At 68.1% G+C, this 15,700-nt stretch carries 12 protein-coding genes; 4 read left to right on the forward strand and 8 right to left on the reverse strand.

All coding sequences use genetic code 11. The features are described from left to right. Positions 1 to 120: 120 nt before the first annotated feature. Positions 121 to 1,059: a LysR family transcriptional regulator gene (locus E0W60_RS15680; protein WP_063241508.1), complete on the forward strand. Its 939-nt coding sequence runs from the start codon at positions 121 to 123 to the stop codon at positions 1,057 to 1,059. 225 nt (positions 1,060 to 1,284) lie between these two features. After that, on the forward strand, positions 1,285 to 2,472 hold the full coding sequence (locus E0W60_RS15685; RefSeq protein WP_135704899.1) for a CAP domain-containing protein: 1,188 nt from the start codon (positions 1,285 to 1,287) through the stop codon (positions 2,470 to 2,472). Between the two features lie 30 nt (positions 2,473 to 2,502). On the opposite strand, the gene E0W60_RS15690 is transcribed toward E0W60_RS15685, so the two are convergent. From E0W60_RS15690 to E0W60_RS15700, 3 genes are all read right to left on the reverse strand, one after another. Then, positions 2,503 to 3,741 carry a hypothetical protein gene (locus E0W60_RS15690; RefSeq protein WP_135704900.1) on the reverse strand — a complete coding sequence of 413 codons (1,239 nt, stop codon included), beginning with the start codon at positions 3,739 to 3,741 and terminating at the stop codon, positions 2,503 to 2,505. Further along, positions 3,738 to 4,337: a sigma-70 family RNA polymerase sigma factor gene (locus E0W60_RS15695; protein WP_240745941.1), complete on the reverse strand. Its 600-nt coding sequence runs from the start codon at positions 4,335 to 4,337 to the stop codon at positions 3,738 to 3,740. Before E0W60_RS15695 ends, E0W60_RS15690 begins: the two co-directional genes overlap by 4 nt. A gap of 118 nt (positions 4,338 to 4,455) precedes the next feature. Then, positions 4,456 to 6,243 (reverse strand): vWA domain-containing protein, encoded by a 1,788-nt coding sequence (locus E0W60_RS15700; protein WP_135704902.1) that lies wholly within the window; start codon positions 6,241 to 6,243, stop codon positions 4,456 to 4,458. Between the two features lie 196 nt (positions 6,244 to 6,439). Between E0W60_RS15700 and ggt the strand changes: the two genes are divergently transcribed. After that, entirely contained in the window at positions 6,440 to 8,332 is a 1,893-nt protein-coding gene (gene ggt, locus E0W60_RS15705) for a gamma-glutamyltransferase (protein ID WP_135704903.1), read from the forward strand. Positions 8,333 to 9,261: 929 nt separating this feature from the next. On the opposite strand, the gene E0W60_RS15710 is transcribed toward ggt, so the two are convergent. The 4 genes from E0W60_RS15710 to E0W60_RS15725 all read right to left on the reverse strand — a co-directional run bounded on the left by E0W60_RS15710 (position 9,262) and on the right by E0W60_RS15725 (position 13,548). Next, the gene (locus E0W60_RS15710) at positions 9,262 to 10,338 is read right to left on the reverse strand and encodes a phosphotransferase (protein WP_133097658.1); all 1,077 of its coding nucleotides are present in this window, start codon (positions 10,336 to 10,338) and stop codon (positions 9,262 to 9,264) included. Between the two features lie 50 nt (positions 10,339 to 10,388). Further along, on the reverse strand, positions 10,389 to 11,114 hold the full coding sequence (locus tag E0W60_RS15715) for a histidine phosphatase family protein (protein ID WP_135704904.1): 726 nt from the start codon (positions 11,112 to 11,114) through the stop codon (positions 10,389 to 10,391). Between the two features lie 82 nt (positions 11,115 to 11,196). Then, positions 11,197 to 11,976, reverse strand: a complete 780-nt coding sequence (locus E0W60_RS15720) for an oxepin-CoA hydrolase, alternative type (RefSeq protein WP_133097660.1) — start codon at positions 11,974 to 11,976, stop codon at positions 11,197 to 11,199. A gap of 48 nt (positions 11,977 to 12,024) precedes the next feature. After that, positions 12,025 to 13,548: a 3-hydroxyacyl-CoA dehydrogenase gene (locus E0W60_RS15725; RefSeq protein WP_135706235.1), complete on the reverse strand. Its 1,524-nt coding sequence runs from the start codon at positions 13,546 to 13,548 to the stop codon at positions 12,025 to 12,027. Between the two features lie 187 nt (positions 13,549 to 13,735). Here E0W60_RS15725 and E0W60_RS15730 point away from each other — a divergent pair, with 187 nt between their 5' ends. Beyond that, the gene (locus tag E0W60_RS15730) at positions 13,736 to 14,377 is read left to right on the forward strand and encodes a glutathione S-transferase (RefSeq protein ID WP_133097661.1); all 642 of its coding nucleotides are present in this window, start codon (positions 13,736 to 13,738) and stop codon (positions 14,375 to 14,377) included. A gap of 86 nt (positions 14,378 to 14,463) precedes the next feature. On the opposite strand, the gene E0W60_RS15735 is transcribed toward E0W60_RS15730, so the two are convergent. Then, positions 14,464 to 15,636, reverse strand: coding sequence for a pyridoxal phosphate-dependent aminotransferase (locus E0W60_RS15735; RefSeq protein WP_135704905.1), 1,173 nt, complete (start codon positions 15,634 to 15,636; stop codon positions 14,464 to 14,466). Positions 15,637 to 15,700 lie beyond the last annotated feature (64 nt).

Here is a 15,700-nt window from a genome sequence, read left to right on the forward strand (position 1 = left end):
TCGTCGTTCGGGCAGACTTCGCCGATGCAATGCACTCTATCTGAAAGCTGGTAATTAGAAAAATGAATTTTCTGGATTTGGCAGTATCAATTCCCTGCATTCCATGACAGAATCGCTGCCATGCAGCTCTCCCGCATCGACCTCAATCTCTTCGTGGTGTTCGACGCCATCTACAGCGAAGGCAGCATCACCGCGGCCGCGCGCCAGCTCAATCTGACGCAGCCGGCTGTCAGCCATGCGCTGGGGCGGCTGCGCACGCTGTTCGACGACCCGCTGTTCGAGCGGCGCGGGCAGGGCATGGCGCCCACGCCGCTGGCCCGTTCGCTGGCCGGCGAGGTGCGCGGCGCGCTGCAGTCGTTTGCCCGGACGCTGCAGGATACGCCGCACTTCGATCCCACCAATACGGTGCGGCGCTTCACCATCGGCATGCGCGACGCGCTCGAATCGACGCTGCTGCCGCCGCTGATGGCGCGGGTGACGGCGATGGCGCCACACGTGGAAATCGCCGCGATCCGCTTTGACCGGCGCGAGATGGAGTCCGAGCTGCTGGCGGGGACCATCGACACCGCGATCGATATCCTGCTGCCGGTGTCGCCGGCCATCCACCACGCGCCGTTCATGAACGACCCGATGGTGGTGCTGGCACGCCGCGATCATCCGCTGGTGAAGAAGGAGCTGACGCTGGAGCGCTACCTGGCGGCCGAGCACGTGCACGTGTCATCGCGCCGCCGCGGCGCGGGGCTGGAAGACCAGGCGCTGCACCGCATGGGTTTGACGCGGCGCGTGAGGCTGCGCTGCCAGCACTATGCCGCCGCATGCCGCGTGGTCAGCTGCACCGATCTGCTGGCCACGCTGCCGCTGCGCTATGCGCGCATCGCTAACGAGCCTTACGCCAACCGGTTGCTGTCCCTGCCGTTCAAGGTGCCGACGCTGGAACTGCACCTGTACTGGCATGCGGGCGGCGAGAACGATGGCGCCAACAGGTGGCTGCGCGAGCAATTGATGGCGGTGATGACATCGCTCGGTGGCGGTACCGCCGATGTGACGCCTGCTGGCTAAGCGGAGTGCGCGCCGCATGCTGGTTGCCTCAACGTGCGCCGGACGCCGCCCCCGTGCTCCGCGCGCGGTTCACACGTAAGCATTTGTTCGCACGCTAGACCCTGCCGGGTCACGCTCATACCATCGACCGGTCTTTCTGCCTCCGGCGCCTCACGCGTCGGTCGTCCGCGCGTGCGGATCCCTCAGGCAGATGCCTTATTCCACGACTACGACACATCCAGACCGATGACCGGGACACGCTTGCTTGCTGATTGCCAACCGACGCTGCCGCGACGCGCGCGGCACACCACGTTCACCCTGACCGGCCTCTGCGCCGCTGCCGTGCTGGCCCTGTCCGCTTGTGGCGGCGGTGGGGACGGCGGCAGCGGCGGCACGTCCGCCGGCACGCCGCAGGGCTCCTCGCAATCCGGCACCCAGTCCAGCACGAGCCCTGGCTCGACGCCTGGCTCGACGTCTTCCACGCCGACCACGGCCGGCGGCTGCTACACCGTCAGCGGTGCGGCACCGGCGCCCGCGGCAGGCAGCGGCATCACGCTGTTGCCGCCGCGCGGCAGCGCGGTCAGCAACTACCGCGTGCTCGACGAACCGCGCAGTGCGGGCCTGTGCTACGCCAACTACCGCCGCGAGCAGGTCGGCCTGCCGCCGCTGGCCGCGCGCGACCCGCTCAACACCGTGGCGCAGAACCACACGGCATACATGCTGGCCAACGCCACGCTGACGCACGACGAAGTCAGCGGCAAGCCTGGCTATACCGGTGCCACGCCGAACGAGCGCATCCAGGCTGCCTATCCGACCAATGCCACCGCGGAAGTGGTGGCCGGTGCCAATCGCTGGACCTCGGTGGCCAACGCCAACCTGTCGATGACGCCCAAGGATGCGCTGGTCTCCGACCTGATCAACGCACCGTTCCATCGCGCCGCGCTGCTCGGCAGCTACGGCTCGGCCGGCAGCGGCTTTGCCGAAAGCGTGGGCCCGAACGGCAGCGGCACCTCGGCGAGCTACTACCAGACCATCGACCTGGCGGATGCGTCCAAGGGCGGCAGCGACAACCAGATGGTGGCTTACCCGTTCAACGGCCAGGCCGATGTGCCGGCGAGCTGGGTCAACTCCGAAAGCCCCAACCCGGCGCCGGGCTACGAAGGCAAGACCGTGGGCTACCCGGTCTCGCTGCAGGCGATCAACACCTCGCTGCAGTTCGATGCCGACAACTTCGCCATCACCGACGCGCAAGGCGCCAGCGTCAATTGCCTGAAGGTCGACAGCCGTTCGTCGGGCCTGTCCAGCGCCGCGCGCGGGTTGGCGATCTGCACGCCGGTGGCACCGCTGGCGAGCGGCCAGCGCTACAACGTGCGCGTGACCGGCCGGCTGGGTTCGCAGCCGGTGGACCTGGCCTGGTCGTTCACCACGCGCTGATCTTCCCCGACCAACCAGGCACCGCCGCGCTCACTGCGGCGCGCGGTGCTGCAGCCCGATGCGTACCTGGCCCGGCGCCAGCGTGCGGTCAGGCTGCACCGCGTACGGCAACGGTGGGCGCTGCCCCGCCGGCAGCGACTGCCACAGCCGTTCCACCCATTCCCTGATTTCCGCGTTGTCCGGTTCCGCTGCCCATACGCCGAGCGGCATGGTTGCCTGCATGCGCGCCGCGATCGCCGCGGGATCCTCCTGTACCGACACGACCATCGCCGCGGCGGCAGCGGGTGCGCGCGCCGCTGCCAGCGGCGGGGCGGCTTTGCGCGCGAAATCGGCACGCGGGGCGGCTGCCGCCGGCGGTGAGGGCGGTGAGGGTGGTGCCGCCGGAGCAGGCGCGGATTCCGCCATGGCGGAGTACGCGGGCATTGGCGGAGCCGCTGCGACGGCGGGAGCCTGTGGCGGCAAGCTGTCGGTGGCTGGGGCTGGGGCTGGGGCTGGGGCTGGGGCGGGCATGGCCCGCGTTTCGCCGCGTGGCGTCGCCTTGCGCTCGGCGGGCGGCTGCGCGCGCTGGCGCGGGGTGGCTTCGCGTTCCTGCCGTTGCTCCCGCGATACCGACGAAGAGGCCTTGGGCACTGGCGGGGCGGGGTTCGCCGGAGCGGCGACGGGTGCTTCATGCGTTGACGCAGGAGCGTCCCCGGCCGCCGGTGCCGCAGCCTCGCCGACTGCGACGCCGGTGGCCGGTTGCAAGGCGCCTTCGTCGATCTGCCGCAGCACGATGCTGGTGGTCAGCCCGGCCACGGCCGCTACGCTGGCTACCGCACCGAGTGAGCGCCACCAGCGGCGTGCGCGTGCCGTTCGTGCCTGTTCTGTTCGTCCGGCGTGCTTCGCCCCTTCGACTGCCTGCGCGGCGGCAGCGCTGCGCGCCTGCGCCGCCAGCCAGTCGCGCGTGGCATCGCTGACAGGCGCACCCAGCGCCTGCGCCGCCGGCTGGCCCGCAGCGATGCCGGCCAGCACCGCATCGCGCCGGCCCGCCTGCGCTGCCTGCAGCCGCGCGGCTTCTTCCAGCACCGCGGACGCCAGCCCCGGCGGCGCGGCAAATGGCAGGCCGAATGGCAGGGTGCCGGCGCGGCGCGCGTCCGCTTCCTGCTGGGCCGCGTGCGCCGCCGCTTGCACGGCGGCGGCCAGCCGCTCCGGTGGCATGTAGGCGGGCAATTCCTTCAGCAACGCGGCAAGCCGGTCCTGCCCGTCGATGAAGCGGTCGGCGGCGCTCATGGCCCACGCTCCCGCGCGCCCGGGACGCCGCCCGCCAGCTCGGCACGCAACCGCGCGAAGGCGTAGCGCAGCCGGCTCTTCACCGTTTCGAACTTCTCGCCCAGCATCTGCGCGATATCCTCGACGCTCATGTCGCTGAAGAAGCGCAGCACCACCACCTCGCGCTGTGCCGCCGGCAGTTGCAGCAGTGCGCGGTGGACGTGGTGCGCATGCTGCCGCAACTGCAGCTCGGCTTCCGGCGACAGGTCATCGGCGGGCAGCTCCGGCGGCTCGCCGTCGTCCGTGTCGTGGCGCTGGCGCACATCCGCGCTGCGCATCTGGTCGAGCCAGGCATTGCGCGCGATCTGGTACAGGAAGGTGCGGAACGCCGCGGCTGGCTGGTAGTCGCCGCAGCGCGTCATCAGCTTGATCCAGGCCTTCTGCGCGATGTCCTCGGCCTCGCCGGTGTTGCCCTGGCACAGCCACGCCACGTAGTTGTAGAGGCCGGCATTATGGCGGCGGAACAGTTCGGCGATGGGTTGCTCGATGATGCCCGAAGCGACCAGCAGCATCAGGTCCTGGTCCGGCAGCGCGGCCAACGGGGCCAACGGGGCCAACGGGGCCAATGGTGCCAGTGGGCGAGGGGGGGCGGGGTCTGGAGCCTGCATGCGCCCGAGTATAGGAGAGCGCAGGGCGGGGCAGCCAAGCGCTGCGCTGCCCTGCGCCGGGACGTTGTCAGCGCGCCGCACGCTCGGGAACCGCGCCAGCCGCATCTCCCGGCTTGCTGGTGGCCAGGCTTTGCGCCAGGTCGACCAGCTTGAGGAATTCGCCGCGGTAGCCGAAGCGGTCGGCGCCGCGCGCGCCCTGCGCCAGCGCGTGCGCCTCGGCGTAGCCCCAGTTGCCGGTGTGCTTGCCGCCGCGCAGCGCCTGGCCGAAGCCGGCGACGGCGGCGGCGAAGCGGAAGTCGTCGTCGCCCTGGGCCAGGGGCCGGATCGCCTGCCGCGCCACGGCGATATCCATCAGCTGGCTGGTGCTGGCCGCAGGCAGCTTGTAGCGCAGCTTCACATGCGCCAGTTCGCCGTCGCGGCCGGATGCGGGCCCGGTGGGCGTGGTGGGCGCGGTGGGCGCGGGGGGCTGGTAGCGCAGCGGATCGACCAGCCCGGGCTGGCCGGCCAGCGTCAGCTCGTACAGCGCGGTCACCGTATGGCCCGCGCCGATGTCGCCGGCGTCGACCTTGTCGTTGTTGAAATCCTCGCGCGCCAGCATGCGGTTTTCGTAGCCGATCAGCCGGTATTCCTTCACCGTCGCCGGGTTGAATTCCACCTGGATCTTCACGTCGCGCGCGATGGTGGCCAGTGTCGAGCTCATCTCGTTGGCCAGCACCTTGTTGCCTTCCATCAGGTTGTCGATATACGAGTACGCACCGTCGCCGGCATCGGCCAGCTGCTCCATCAACTGCTCGTTGTAGTTGCCGGTGCCGAAGCCCAGCGTCGACAGCGACACGCCGGACTTGCGCTTTTCCTCGACCATGCCCTTGAGCTGCCGGAAGTCGGTGACGCCGACATTGAAATCGCCGTCGGTGGCCAGCAGCACCCGGTTGATCCCGCCCGCAATAAAGCCCTGCTGCGCGGCCTGGTAGGCCAGCGCGATGCCGCTGGCGCCAGCGGTGCTGCCGCCGGCCACCAACTGGTCGATGGCGGCGCTGATTGCGGCCTTGTCGCTGCCCGGCGTAGGCGGCAGCGCCACGCGGGTGCCGCTGGCATAGGTGACCAGCGTGATGCGGTCCTGCGCGCGCAGCTTGTTCACCAGCAGCTTCAGCGACGACTTGAGCAGCGGCAGCTTGTCGGGCGAGTCCATCGACCCCGACACGTCGACCAGGAACACCAGGTTGGCCGGCGGCAGCGCGCCGCTGGCGATGTCCTTGCCCTTGATGCCGATGCGCAGCAGCACGTTGGACGGATGCCAGGGCGCGGGCGCGAGCGCGGTATGCACGGCGAAGGGCCGGCCGTCGGCGGGCTGGGCGTAGTCGTACGGGAAGTAGTTCAGCAATTCCTCCACGCGCACGGCATCGGCGGGAGGCAGGCGGCCGGCATTGAGCAGGCGGCGCATATTGCTGTAGCTGCCGGTGTCGACATCGATGCTGAAGGTGGATACCGGGGCCTGCGCGACCAGTTTGACGCCGTTCTCTTCGATCTGGCCGTAGCGCTCGCGGTCCGCGGCCTGGGGTGGCGGCAGGTGGTAGGGTCGCGGCATGGCCAGCGGTGCACGGGGTGCGATGGCGCGCATTTCGGCCGCGGGCGCGGCATTTGCGGCCTTGGCCACTTCGGCGGCGTGGTCCAGGACCGGCGCGGGCGCCGGGGCCGGGGTCGGGACCGGCGGAGCGGATTGCGGCGCCTGCGTCAGCGCAGGCGAATGCCCGCCGCAGGCCGACAGCGCCAGTGCCAGCGCGGTTGCGCAGCAGGCAGCTGCGGCCCGGGTCCGCCGGGCGCCAACGGTGGTCACGACCGGAGCGTGAAGTTGCATGTTGTTCTCCTGGTGGGCCGCTGGCGGGACGCCGTGGAGGCCTGTCCATGAAACGGCGCACGGTAGCCGGCGGGGTTAAACCCTCCGGTTTTTTTCGCTGCACGCTCTGTCAGGTGACGGAAATCAGACTTCGCCCCACCCCCGCATGCGGCGATCGCCACTACAATCGCCTGATTCCTTCCCCAGGAGACATCGCATGGCCCGCTTTGACCTCGATTCGATGGTGTGGCGCAGCACGCTGGCCCTGACTACGGCTGCGCTGCTTGGCGCGTGTGGAACGCAGGGCGGAGGGACAGGGACGCCCGCCGCAACGGCTGAGCCAGCTGCCGCCCCGGCCGCGGCGGCGCCCGCGGCACCCATGCCGCCTGCCCCGGAGGTTGCTTCCGGCTACCGCGCCGGCATGTCGACGGTCTATGCGCAGCGCCATATGGCCGCAGCGGCCAATCCGCTGGCCAGCGAGGCCGGGCGCGCCATGCTGCGCCAGGGCGGCTCGGCGATCGATGCCGCCATCGCCATGCAGGCCGTGCTGACGCTGGTCGAGCCGCAAGCCACCGGCATCGGTGGCGGCGCCTTCATCATGTACTGGGACGGCAAGCGCGTGCAGGCTTTTGACGGCCGCGAGACCGCACCCGCGGGTGCCACCGAAAACCTGTTCATGCGCACCGACGGCAAGCCGATGGAATTCAGCGAGGCACAGATTGGCGGGCGTTCGGTCGGCACGCCGGGCGTGATGCGCGCGCTGGAGATGGCGCACCGGCAGCACGGGCGCCTGCCTTGGGCCAAGCTGTTCGAGCCGGCGATCTCGCTGGCGGAGAAGGGCTTTCCGATCTCGCAGCGCCTGTACACCCAGGTGGCGGCCGACAAGTTCCTGGCCAACTCGCCGGAGATGGCCGCGTATTTCCTCGATGCGCAGGGCAAGCCCAAGCCGGCCGGCACGGTGCTGAAGAACCCCAGGCTCGCACAGACGCTGCGCGATATTGCGCGGCGCGGCGCGGGTGTGCTGTACGGTGGCCCGATCGCGCAGGACATCGTCGCCAAGGTCAACGGCAGTGCCAACCGGGGCTCGCTGTCGATGGCTGACCTGCGCGATTACCGGGCCAAGCAGCGCGTGCCGGTCTGCACCGACTACAAGCGCTGGAAGATCTGCGGCATGCCGCCGCCGTCATCGGGCGGTATCGCGATTGCGCAGATCCTGGGCACGCTGCAGGCGCTGGAGACCAAGAATCCCAAGTACGCGCTGGCAGCGCTCAAGCCGCAAAACGTCAACACGCCCGCGCAGGTGGAAGCCAATCCGGACGCGGTCCACGCTATTTCCGAAGCCGACCGCCTGGCCTATGCCGACCGCGGCCTCTACGTGGCGGATGCCGATTTCGTGCAGATCGACGTGGCCGGCCTGGTCAACCCGAACTACCTCGCGTCGCGCGCCGAGCTGATCGGCGACAAGAGCATGGGCAAGGCGCAGCCGGGCGTGCCGCCGGGCCCTGCGGTGGCGTATGCCCCGGACCGCTCGCCGCCGCGCATGTCCACCTCGCAGATCGTCGCGGTCGATGACCGCGGCGGCGCGATCTCGATGACCACTACGATCGAGTCGTACTTCGGCTCGCATCTGATGGTGCGTGGGTTCATGCTGAACAACCAGCTGACCGACTTCTCGTTCTTGCCGAGCGAGAATGGCAAGCCGGTGGCCAACCGTGTCGAGCCGGGCAAGCGGCCGCGTTCGTCGATGGCGCCAACGCTGGTGTTTGACCGCCAGACCGGGCAGCTCGTGGCCACGGTGGGTTCGCCCGGCGGCTCACAGATCATCGAGTATGTGTCCAAGACGCTGGTCGGGATGCTGGACTGGAATATGGATCCGCAGGCTGCGATCGGCATGGGTAACTTCGGCAGCCGCAATGGGCCTACTGAAGTGGAGAAGGGGCTGGTGTCGCCGGGGCTGGTGCAGGCGCTGCAGCAGCGCGGGCATCAGGTTGCCGAGATTGAGATGACCAGCGGCACGCAGGCTATCGTGCGTCGGCAGGGGCCAGATGGGAAGGTCGTTTGGGCGGGTGGGGCGGATCCGCGGAGGGAGGGGGTGGCGGTGGGGGATTAAGGGGGCGGTTTTCAGCGTGCTATCGTGGTCGCTGTTGGTGACATGCTGTCGGCCGTTGAACCGCCTGGTTCCGCCCTCCTGGGCGGGTCACTTTTTGGCCGAGCGCCAAAAAGTAACCAAAAAGCGCGTCGCCTGCGGCTGGCTGAGCCAATTTGGCGCTTCTGGCTATATGGGCGGCGTTGGTCTCAGTGAAGCGTGGTCGCGATGCCCGCCTGCTACGCCAGGTGAGTGAGTGTGGGTGCCTGACGAATCCCCACTTTTGAACTATCCCCAGGACGGGTGTAGGCCGCCTGCTCCCTGCGGTATCGCATCATCGCCTACGGCTGCGCTGCGCGCGGCTCAGTCTCGCGGGTGAGGTGTCCTGGCCCGAACCCGCATCGCTGCGCTCGCTGGGCGGCGACGGCAATGGCCAGGGCGAGATCGGCGCTCTGCCACATTAGGGTCCGCGCGCAGCGCAGCCGAAGGCGTCCCACCGATATGGCATGCAGCAGGTTGCCTACGCCCGGCATGGGGATCGTTCAATAGTCGATTAACGCCAGGCACTATCCCTAACTCACCTGGCGTTAGCAGGCTCGAACGGCGACGAAGCCCAAACGGAAATCACCGCCGGCCGAACCACCCACGCCGCCAACTTGATAGCCAGCCGCTCAGGCGACGCGTTTTTTGGTTACTTTTTGGCGCTCGGCCAAAAAGTGACCCGCCCAGGAGGGCGGAACCAGGCGGTTCAACGGCCGACAGCATGTCACCAACAGCGACAGCGACGCAGCAACGGCCGATAACATGTCACCATCAGCGACAGCGACGCATCAACGGCCGACAGCATGTCACCAACAGCGACAGCGACGCAGCAACGGCCGATAACATGTCACCATCAGCGACAACAGCGGTTCAACGGCTAGCGACCAAGATGCCCGAGCATAACTATTTCCTTACCCCCCAGCCTTCCTCGCATACTCCCACCCCATCTCCGCCATCGGCCGCGCCCGCTTACCCGCATCCGTAGCCTGCGCCGACGAAGCCGTTCCATCCACCACGCGCTTCATGATCCCCTGCAGAATCCCGGCAATACGGAACATGCTGAAGGCAAGATAGAAATTCCAGTCACCAGTGATCGCACGCCCGGTGCGCTGCTCGTACATGCGGCGATACGTCGCCTCGTCAGGAATCCCCAGCCCCGCATAGTCCAGCCCCGCAATCCCGCGGAACTGCCCCGGTGCGATATGCCAGCTCATGCAGTGGTAGCTGAAATCCGCCATCGGATGCCCCAGCGTGGACAGTTCCCAATCCAGCACCGCCAGCACGCGCGGCTCGGTGGGGTGGAACATCAGGTTGTCGAGCCGGTAGTCGCCATGCACGATCGACGTCAGGTCCGCGTCTTCCTGGGGAATATGCTGCGGCAGCCAGTCCATCAGCGCATCCATGGCCGGGATCGACTCGGTCTCCGACAGCTTGTATTGCTTGGTCCAGCGCTCGATCTGGCGCTGGAAGTAGTTGCCGGGCTTGCCGTAGTCCCCCAGCCCGATGGCGTTGTAGTCGACGGTATGCAGCGCGGCGATGACGCGATTCATCTCGTCATAGATGGCACTGCGCTCGGCATTGTCCATGCCGGGCAACGACTGGTCCCACAGCACCCGGCCGGCGACGAATTCCATGATGTAGAAGGCCCGGCCAATTACCGATTCGTCTTCGCACAGCGCGTACATGCGCGCCACCGGCACGTCGGTGCCGGCGAGGGCGGCCATCACGCGGTATTCGCGCTCGATGGCATGCGCTGACGGCAGCAGCTTGCTCTTGGGGCCGGGCTTGGCGCGCATCACATAGGTCTGGCCCGGCGTGACCAGCTTGAAGGTCGGGTTGGACTGTCCGCCCTTGAATTGCTCGACGGTCAGCGGGCCGGCAAAGCCCTCCACGTGCTGGCGCATCCAGGCTTCCAGCGCGCCGGTGTCGAAGCGTTGCTGGTCTGCCACCGGGCGCGTGCCCTCGAAGTGCGATACGTTGCTCGTCATGCTGTCTCCGTTGGTTTTCTGTTCGGGTTCGGTTGGATGGCTGGGGTGACTCAGGCGGCCGGCTGGCGTCCGCGCAAATACTGGTGCAGCAGCACTTCCATGGTGGTGTGGCGCGAGCCGCTGTGGACGGGCGTGGGCGGCGAGTAGTTGGTCATGCGGACCACCCAGTCGAGCGGGCCGTCGCCCATGTCGAGCACATTGATGCAGCCCGCCGTCTGCAGCAGCGAGCCGAACAGCACGCGCCGCCCGCAGGTGATGGCCTGCGACAGGATGGCGCGGTTGGTGCCGCCGTGCAGCACCATCAGCACGGTATCCCATTCCGGGTCTTCGCGCAGGCGATCCAGCCCGGGCAGCACGCGGTCGAGAAAGGCGCCGATGGTCTCGCCGTTGAGGAAGCGCTTGTCTTCCGGCACCTCGCCTTCGAAGGCGCCGACGAAGGCGTCGCGCAGGTCGGCGTCGGCGATCGCGGACAGATCGCCGCCGCGGATCTCCTGGAATTCGGGCCAGACTTCGGGCACCACGCCGTCCATGTCGGGCAGTTCGGCCAGCACGCGCTCGGCGGTCTCCACGGTGCGCGGCAGGCCGCTGACGATGACGCGGTCGAAGCGGATCTGCTCCGCGGCAAAGGCGCGTCCGGCGGCCGTGGCCTGCATGCGGCCGGTTTCGTTGAGCGGCACCATCTCCGGCAGGGCAGGGCGCCCGGCTTCATCGAAATACGAGACGGCACCGTGCCGCATCAGGTAGATGCGGCGACGCGAGGACGGCGGCAATTCCATGCGTTGTCTCCTTGTGTTGTAGCTGGCCTGCCCGTCTGCCGCGGGATTGCCATGAAGACGGGCAGCCGCCCGTCCGGGTCCGTCAGCGGTACTGCGGCTTGCGCTTTTCAAGGAAGGCGCTGATGCCTTCGCCGCCATCCGGGTGATGCAGCGCGGCTACAAAATTGTCGCGCTCGGCCAGCAAGTGTTCGTCGAGCGAAGCCGTGGCCGCATAGTTGATCAGGCCCTTGATGCGGCCGACCGCATGCGGCGATTGCCTGGCCAGCCCTGCGGCAAGGCGCAGCGACTCGGCCAGCGCCTCGCCCGGCGGCGTGACGCGGTTGACGAGACCGAACTGGGCCAGCCGCTCGCCGCTGACGGGCTTGCCTTCCATCATCATCTCGCTGGCGAGCTGGCGCGGCAGGGCGCGCGCCAGTTCGTACGAGCCGCCGCCGTCGGGCGTGAGGCCGACCGAGACGTAGGCCATCACGAACTTGGCGTCGCTGGCCGCGACCACGAAGTCGCACGCCAGCACCAGCGACAGGCCCGCGCCCGCGGCCGCGCCTTCCACCGCCGCGATGATCGGCTTGGGAAAGGCGTGCAGCGAGCGGATAAAGCCGTTCAGCACCTCGATGCTGGCGGCCTGCACCTCGGGCGGCTGGCTGCGGTTGCCCAGCAGCCGGTTCAGGTTGCCGCCGGCGCAGAACATGCCGTCGGCGCCGGTGAAGATCACCGCGCGGATCGTATCGTCGGCGGCGGCCGCGTCCAGCGCCGCCTTGGAGCCCGCATAAATGTCCGGGTGCAGCGCGTTGCGCGCCTCCGGGTTCGAGATGGTCAGGACCAGCGTCGAGTCGACGCGTTCGGATAGCAGTTGTGCGGGCATGGGGGCGGACTCTGGAAAACCGGGCTCTTAAAACGATAAGGAACGGGCTTACTGCTCTTCGGCCAGCAGCGACAGGCCGAGGCCGGCACGGCGCCACAGCCACGGGCTCGGGCGGTAACGCATGTCGCCGGTCAGCGCTTCCATGTTGCGCAGCGTCTCGAGCACCAGTTGCGGGCCGACCGCGTCGCCCAGGGCCAGCGGGCCCTTCGGGTAGCCGAGGCCGAGGTTCACGGCAAGGTCGATGTCCGCCGGCGTGGCGATGCGCTGCTGCGCGATATCGCTGGCGATATTGATGATGCAGCAGAGCACGCGCTGGGCAACAAAGCCGGCAGAATCGCGGATCAGCGTGACCGGCACGCCGTCGCTGCCAAAAAGGCCATGCGCGGCGTCACGCGCGGCGGCGCTGGTGGCGGGCGTGGTCATCAGCGTGCGGCGCTTGGTGGCCTCGAACGGCAGCAGCGTGTCGATGGCGACGGTGCGGGCCGGGTCCAGGCCCTGCTGCAGCGCGCTGGTGGTGGCATCCAGGCCCAGCGGCGTGACGATGATCAGCGCGTCGGCCGACGGCTTGTTGCCGCCTTCCGGGGTCACGCCCAGCGCGCCCAGCAGCTTGGTCACCATGGCGTGGCCGCGCTCGCTGTCATGGCTGACCCAGACGCTCGACGGGCGCGCGCCCGGCACAGCGGCGGCCGCCGGCACCTGCTTCTGGCCATCGGCGTAGCGGTAGAAGCCGGCGCCGGCCTTGCGGCCGATCAGCCCGCCGACCGCGCGGATCGCGGTGATCGGCGACGGACGGTAGCGCGGCTCCTGGTAGAACTGGTTGTAGATCGACTCCATCACCGGGTGCGACACGTCCAGCCCGGTCAGGTCCATCAGCTCGAAGGGGCCCATGCGGAAGCCGGCCTGCTCGCGCATGATGTTGTCGATGTCGGCAAACTCGGCCACGCCTTCCTGCGCGACCTTCAGGCCTTCGATGTTCATGCCGCGGCCGGCATGGTTGACGATGAAGCCCGGCATGTCCTTGCAGCGCACCGGCGTATGGCCCATGCGGCGCGACAGCGCCATCAGCGCGTCGCCCACCGCGGGGTCGCCCGACAGGCCGTCGATGACTTCGACCACCTTCATCAGCGGCACCGGGTTGAAGAAGTGGTAGCCGGCGATGCGGCCCGGGTGCTTCGCGCCGACGGCAATCGCGGTGATCGACAGCGACGAGGTGTTAGAGGCGATGATGGCGTCCTCGCGCAGGATCGCTTCCAGCCTGGCGATCAGGTCGCGCTTGACTTCGAGCTTCTCGACAATGGCTTCCAGCACCATGTCGCAGCCGGCCAGGTCTTCCAGCGCGCCGCAGGGCTTGACGCGGGCCAGCGTGGCCTGGGCGTCGGCGGCGCTGATCTTGCCCTTGTCGGCGAGCTTGGCCAGCGTGTCCTGCAGGTACTGGCGGGCGGCGGCCACAGCTTGCGGGTTGGCGTCGTACAGGTTCACGGTCAGGCCAGCCTGGGCGGCGATCTGCGCAATGCCGCGTCCCATGGCGCCGGTGCCGACGACACCCAGCGTGTCGATGGTGAAAGTGCTCATCATTCGTCCCAAAAGTTGTGGTTAAATTAGCACGATCGTACGTTTTTTGCATCTTTCCGAACAGACCGGAAGGGCAGGCGGCGTGCGCTGATCGGCCAGGCCGGACACGGCAGGCTACGGATGGTCCACAATCCCCCTCAGACCCGTGCTCGCGCGGGCGATCATTCCAACAATGGAGAGAGACGACATGCTGAAGCTCTGCGGTTTTGCCGCCAGCAACTACTACAACAAAGTGAAGCTGGCGCTGCTGGAAAAGAACGTGCCGTTCGAAGAGGTGCTCGCCTGGATCGGCGAGACCGACCCGGCTGCTTCGCCCGCAGGCAAGGTGCCCTACATGATCACCGAATCCGGCTCGCTGTGCGAGTCGGAAGTCATCGTCGAATACCTGGAGGCGGCTTTCCCGCAGACGCCGCTGCTGCCGAAGGACCCGCTGCAGGCCGGCAAGGTGCGCGAGATCGTCACCTTCCTGGAGCTGTACCTGGAGCTGACGGCGCGCGAGCTGTATCCGGAAGCGTTCTTCGGCGGCAAGGTCAGCGACAACGTCAAGGAGCGCCAGCACAAGCTGCTGACGCGCTATATCCCGGCGTTTGCCAGGCTGGCGAAATTCTCGCCGTATATCGCGGGCGAGAGCTTCACGCTGGCCGATTGCGCGGCGGCGGTGCACCTGCCGCTGGTGTCGTCGTGCACCAAGATCATCTATGGCACGGACATGCTGGCTGACCTGCCGGTCAAGGATTACCTGAAGACGCTGTCGCAGCGCGAGTCGGTGCAGAAGGTCAATGCGGACCGGAAGGCGAATACGGAACTGATGATGAGCCGGAGCAAGTAAGCGTCGGCGCATCCTCGCGACAAAGCAAAACGCCCGCGATGACATCGTGGGCGTTTATGTTTTGGGGGCAGGGTCCGCGGGCCTGCTCAGAGCCTGGCGAGCCGTTCCAGCGCCAGCGCCAGCGTCTCTTCCTTCTTGGCAAAACAGAATCGCACCACGCCCGACTCGCGCGGCTGCGTATAGAACGCCGACACCGGAATCGCCGCCACGCCGATCTCGCGCGTCAGCCACATGGCGAAGTCCGCCTCGCTCAGGTCGGAAATGGCCGAGTAGTCGACGCACTGGAAGTAGGTGCCATCCGAGGGCAGCAGCTTGAAGCGCGAACCGGCCAGTCCCGCCCGGAAGAAATCGCGCTTGGCCTGGTAGAAGGCCGACAGCTCCAGGTACGGCGCGGGATCGGCCATATAGTCGGCCAGGCCATGCTGCACCGGCGTATTGACGGTGAAGACGTTGAACTGGTGCACCTTGCGGAACTCGGCCATCAGCGCGGCCGGCGCGGCCACGTAGCCGACCTTCCAGCCCGTCACGTGATAAGTCTTGCCAAAGCTCGAGATCACGAAGCTGCGCCGCGCCAGCTCGGGATGGCGCGAGACCGATTCATGCCGCTGGCCGTCGTAGACCATGTGCTCGTAAACCTCGTCGGAGAGCAGCAGGATGTCGGTGCCGGCCAGGATCTGCGCCAGCTTGTCCATGTCGCCCGCGCGCCAGATCGTGCCGGTGGGGTTGTGCGGCGTGTTGATGAGGATCATGCGCGTGCGCGGCGTGATCGCGGCGGCGAGCTTGTCGAAGGGCACGCGGAACTCGGGCGCCTCCAGCGTGACCGGCACGGCGGTGGCGCCGGCCAGTTCGATCGCGGGCAGGTAGCTGTCGTAGCAGGGCTCGAGCACGATCACTTCGTCGCCCGGGTGCACGGCGCACAGGATCGCGGTCAGGATGCCCTGCGTGGCGCCGGCGGTGACGGTGATTTCCGACTCCCAGCTGTACTGGTGGCCGTACAGCGCGGCGATCTTGTCGGCGATGGCCTGGCGCAGGCGCGGCACGCCCGCCATCGGCGGGTACTGGTTATGACCGGCGCGCATGGCCCCTGCGACGGCATCGACGATCTTCGGGTCGCAATCGAAATCCGGGAAACCCTGGCCCAGGTTGACGGCGTTCTTCTCGATGGCCAGGGCCGACATCACGGTAAAGATGGTGGTGCCGACGCCGGGCAGGCGCGAGGGTGGCGGGGTCAGCGGGGGGAGCGTGGTGTCTGCGGACATGTTGCGGGCGTATCGATGCGGTAAGGGGAGGGCGCGCGTGCCGGACCGGCCGCGCGCGCGATCC

The organism is Cupriavidus oxalaticus (assembly GCF_004768545.1).
In the GTDB taxonomy this organism is placed as follows: domain Bacteria; phylum Pseudomonadota; class Gammaproteobacteria; order Burkholderiales; family Burkholderiaceae; genus Cupriavidus; species Cupriavidus oxalaticus_A.

Excerpts from the sequence above, each read along its gene's own strand:
- E0W60_RS15680 (WP_063241508.1), top strand. The coding sequence starts at position 121 with ATGCAGCTCTCCCGCATCGACCTCAATCTCTTCGTGGTGTTCGACGCC.
- E0W60_RS15685 (WP_135704899.1), top strand. The coding sequence starts at position 1,285 with ATGACCGGGACACGCTTGCTTGCTGATTGCCAACCGACGCTGCCGCGA.
- E0W60_RS15690 (WP_135704900.1), bottom strand. The coding sequence starts at position 3,741 with ATGAGCGCCGCCGACCGCTTCATCGACGGGCAGGACCGGCTTGCCGCG.
- E0W60_RS15700 (WP_135704902.1), bottom strand. The coding sequence starts at position 6,243 with ATGCAACTTCACGCTCCGGTCGTGACCACCGTTGGCGCCCGGCGGACC.
- ggt (WP_135704903.1), top strand. The coding sequence starts at position 6,440 with ATGGCCCGCTTTGACCTCGATTCGATGGTGTGGCGCAGCACGCTGGCC.
- E0W60_RS15710 (WP_133097658.1), bottom strand. The coding sequence starts at position 10,338 with ATGACGAGCAACGTATCGCACTTCGAGGGCACGCGCCCGGTGGCAGAC.
- E0W60_RS15715 (WP_135704904.1), bottom strand. The coding sequence starts at position 11,114 with ATGGAATTGCCGCCGTCCTCGCGTCGCCGCATCTACCTGATGCGGCAC.
- E0W60_RS15720 (WP_133097660.1), bottom strand. The coding sequence starts at position 11,976 with ATGCCCGCACAACTGCTATCCGAACGCGTCGACTCGACGCTGGTCCTG.
- E0W60_RS15725 (WP_135706235.1), bottom strand. The coding sequence starts at position 13,548 with ATGAGCACTTTCACCATCGACACGCTGGGTGTCGTCGGCACCGGCGCC.
- E0W60_RS15730 (WP_133097661.1), top strand. The coding sequence starts at position 13,736 with ATGCTGAAGCTCTGCGGTTTTGCCGCCAGCAACTACTACAACAAAGTG.
- E0W60_RS15735 (WP_135704905.1), bottom strand. The coding sequence starts at position 15,636 with ATGTCCGCAGACACCACGCTCCCCCCGCTGACCCCGCCACCCTCGCGC.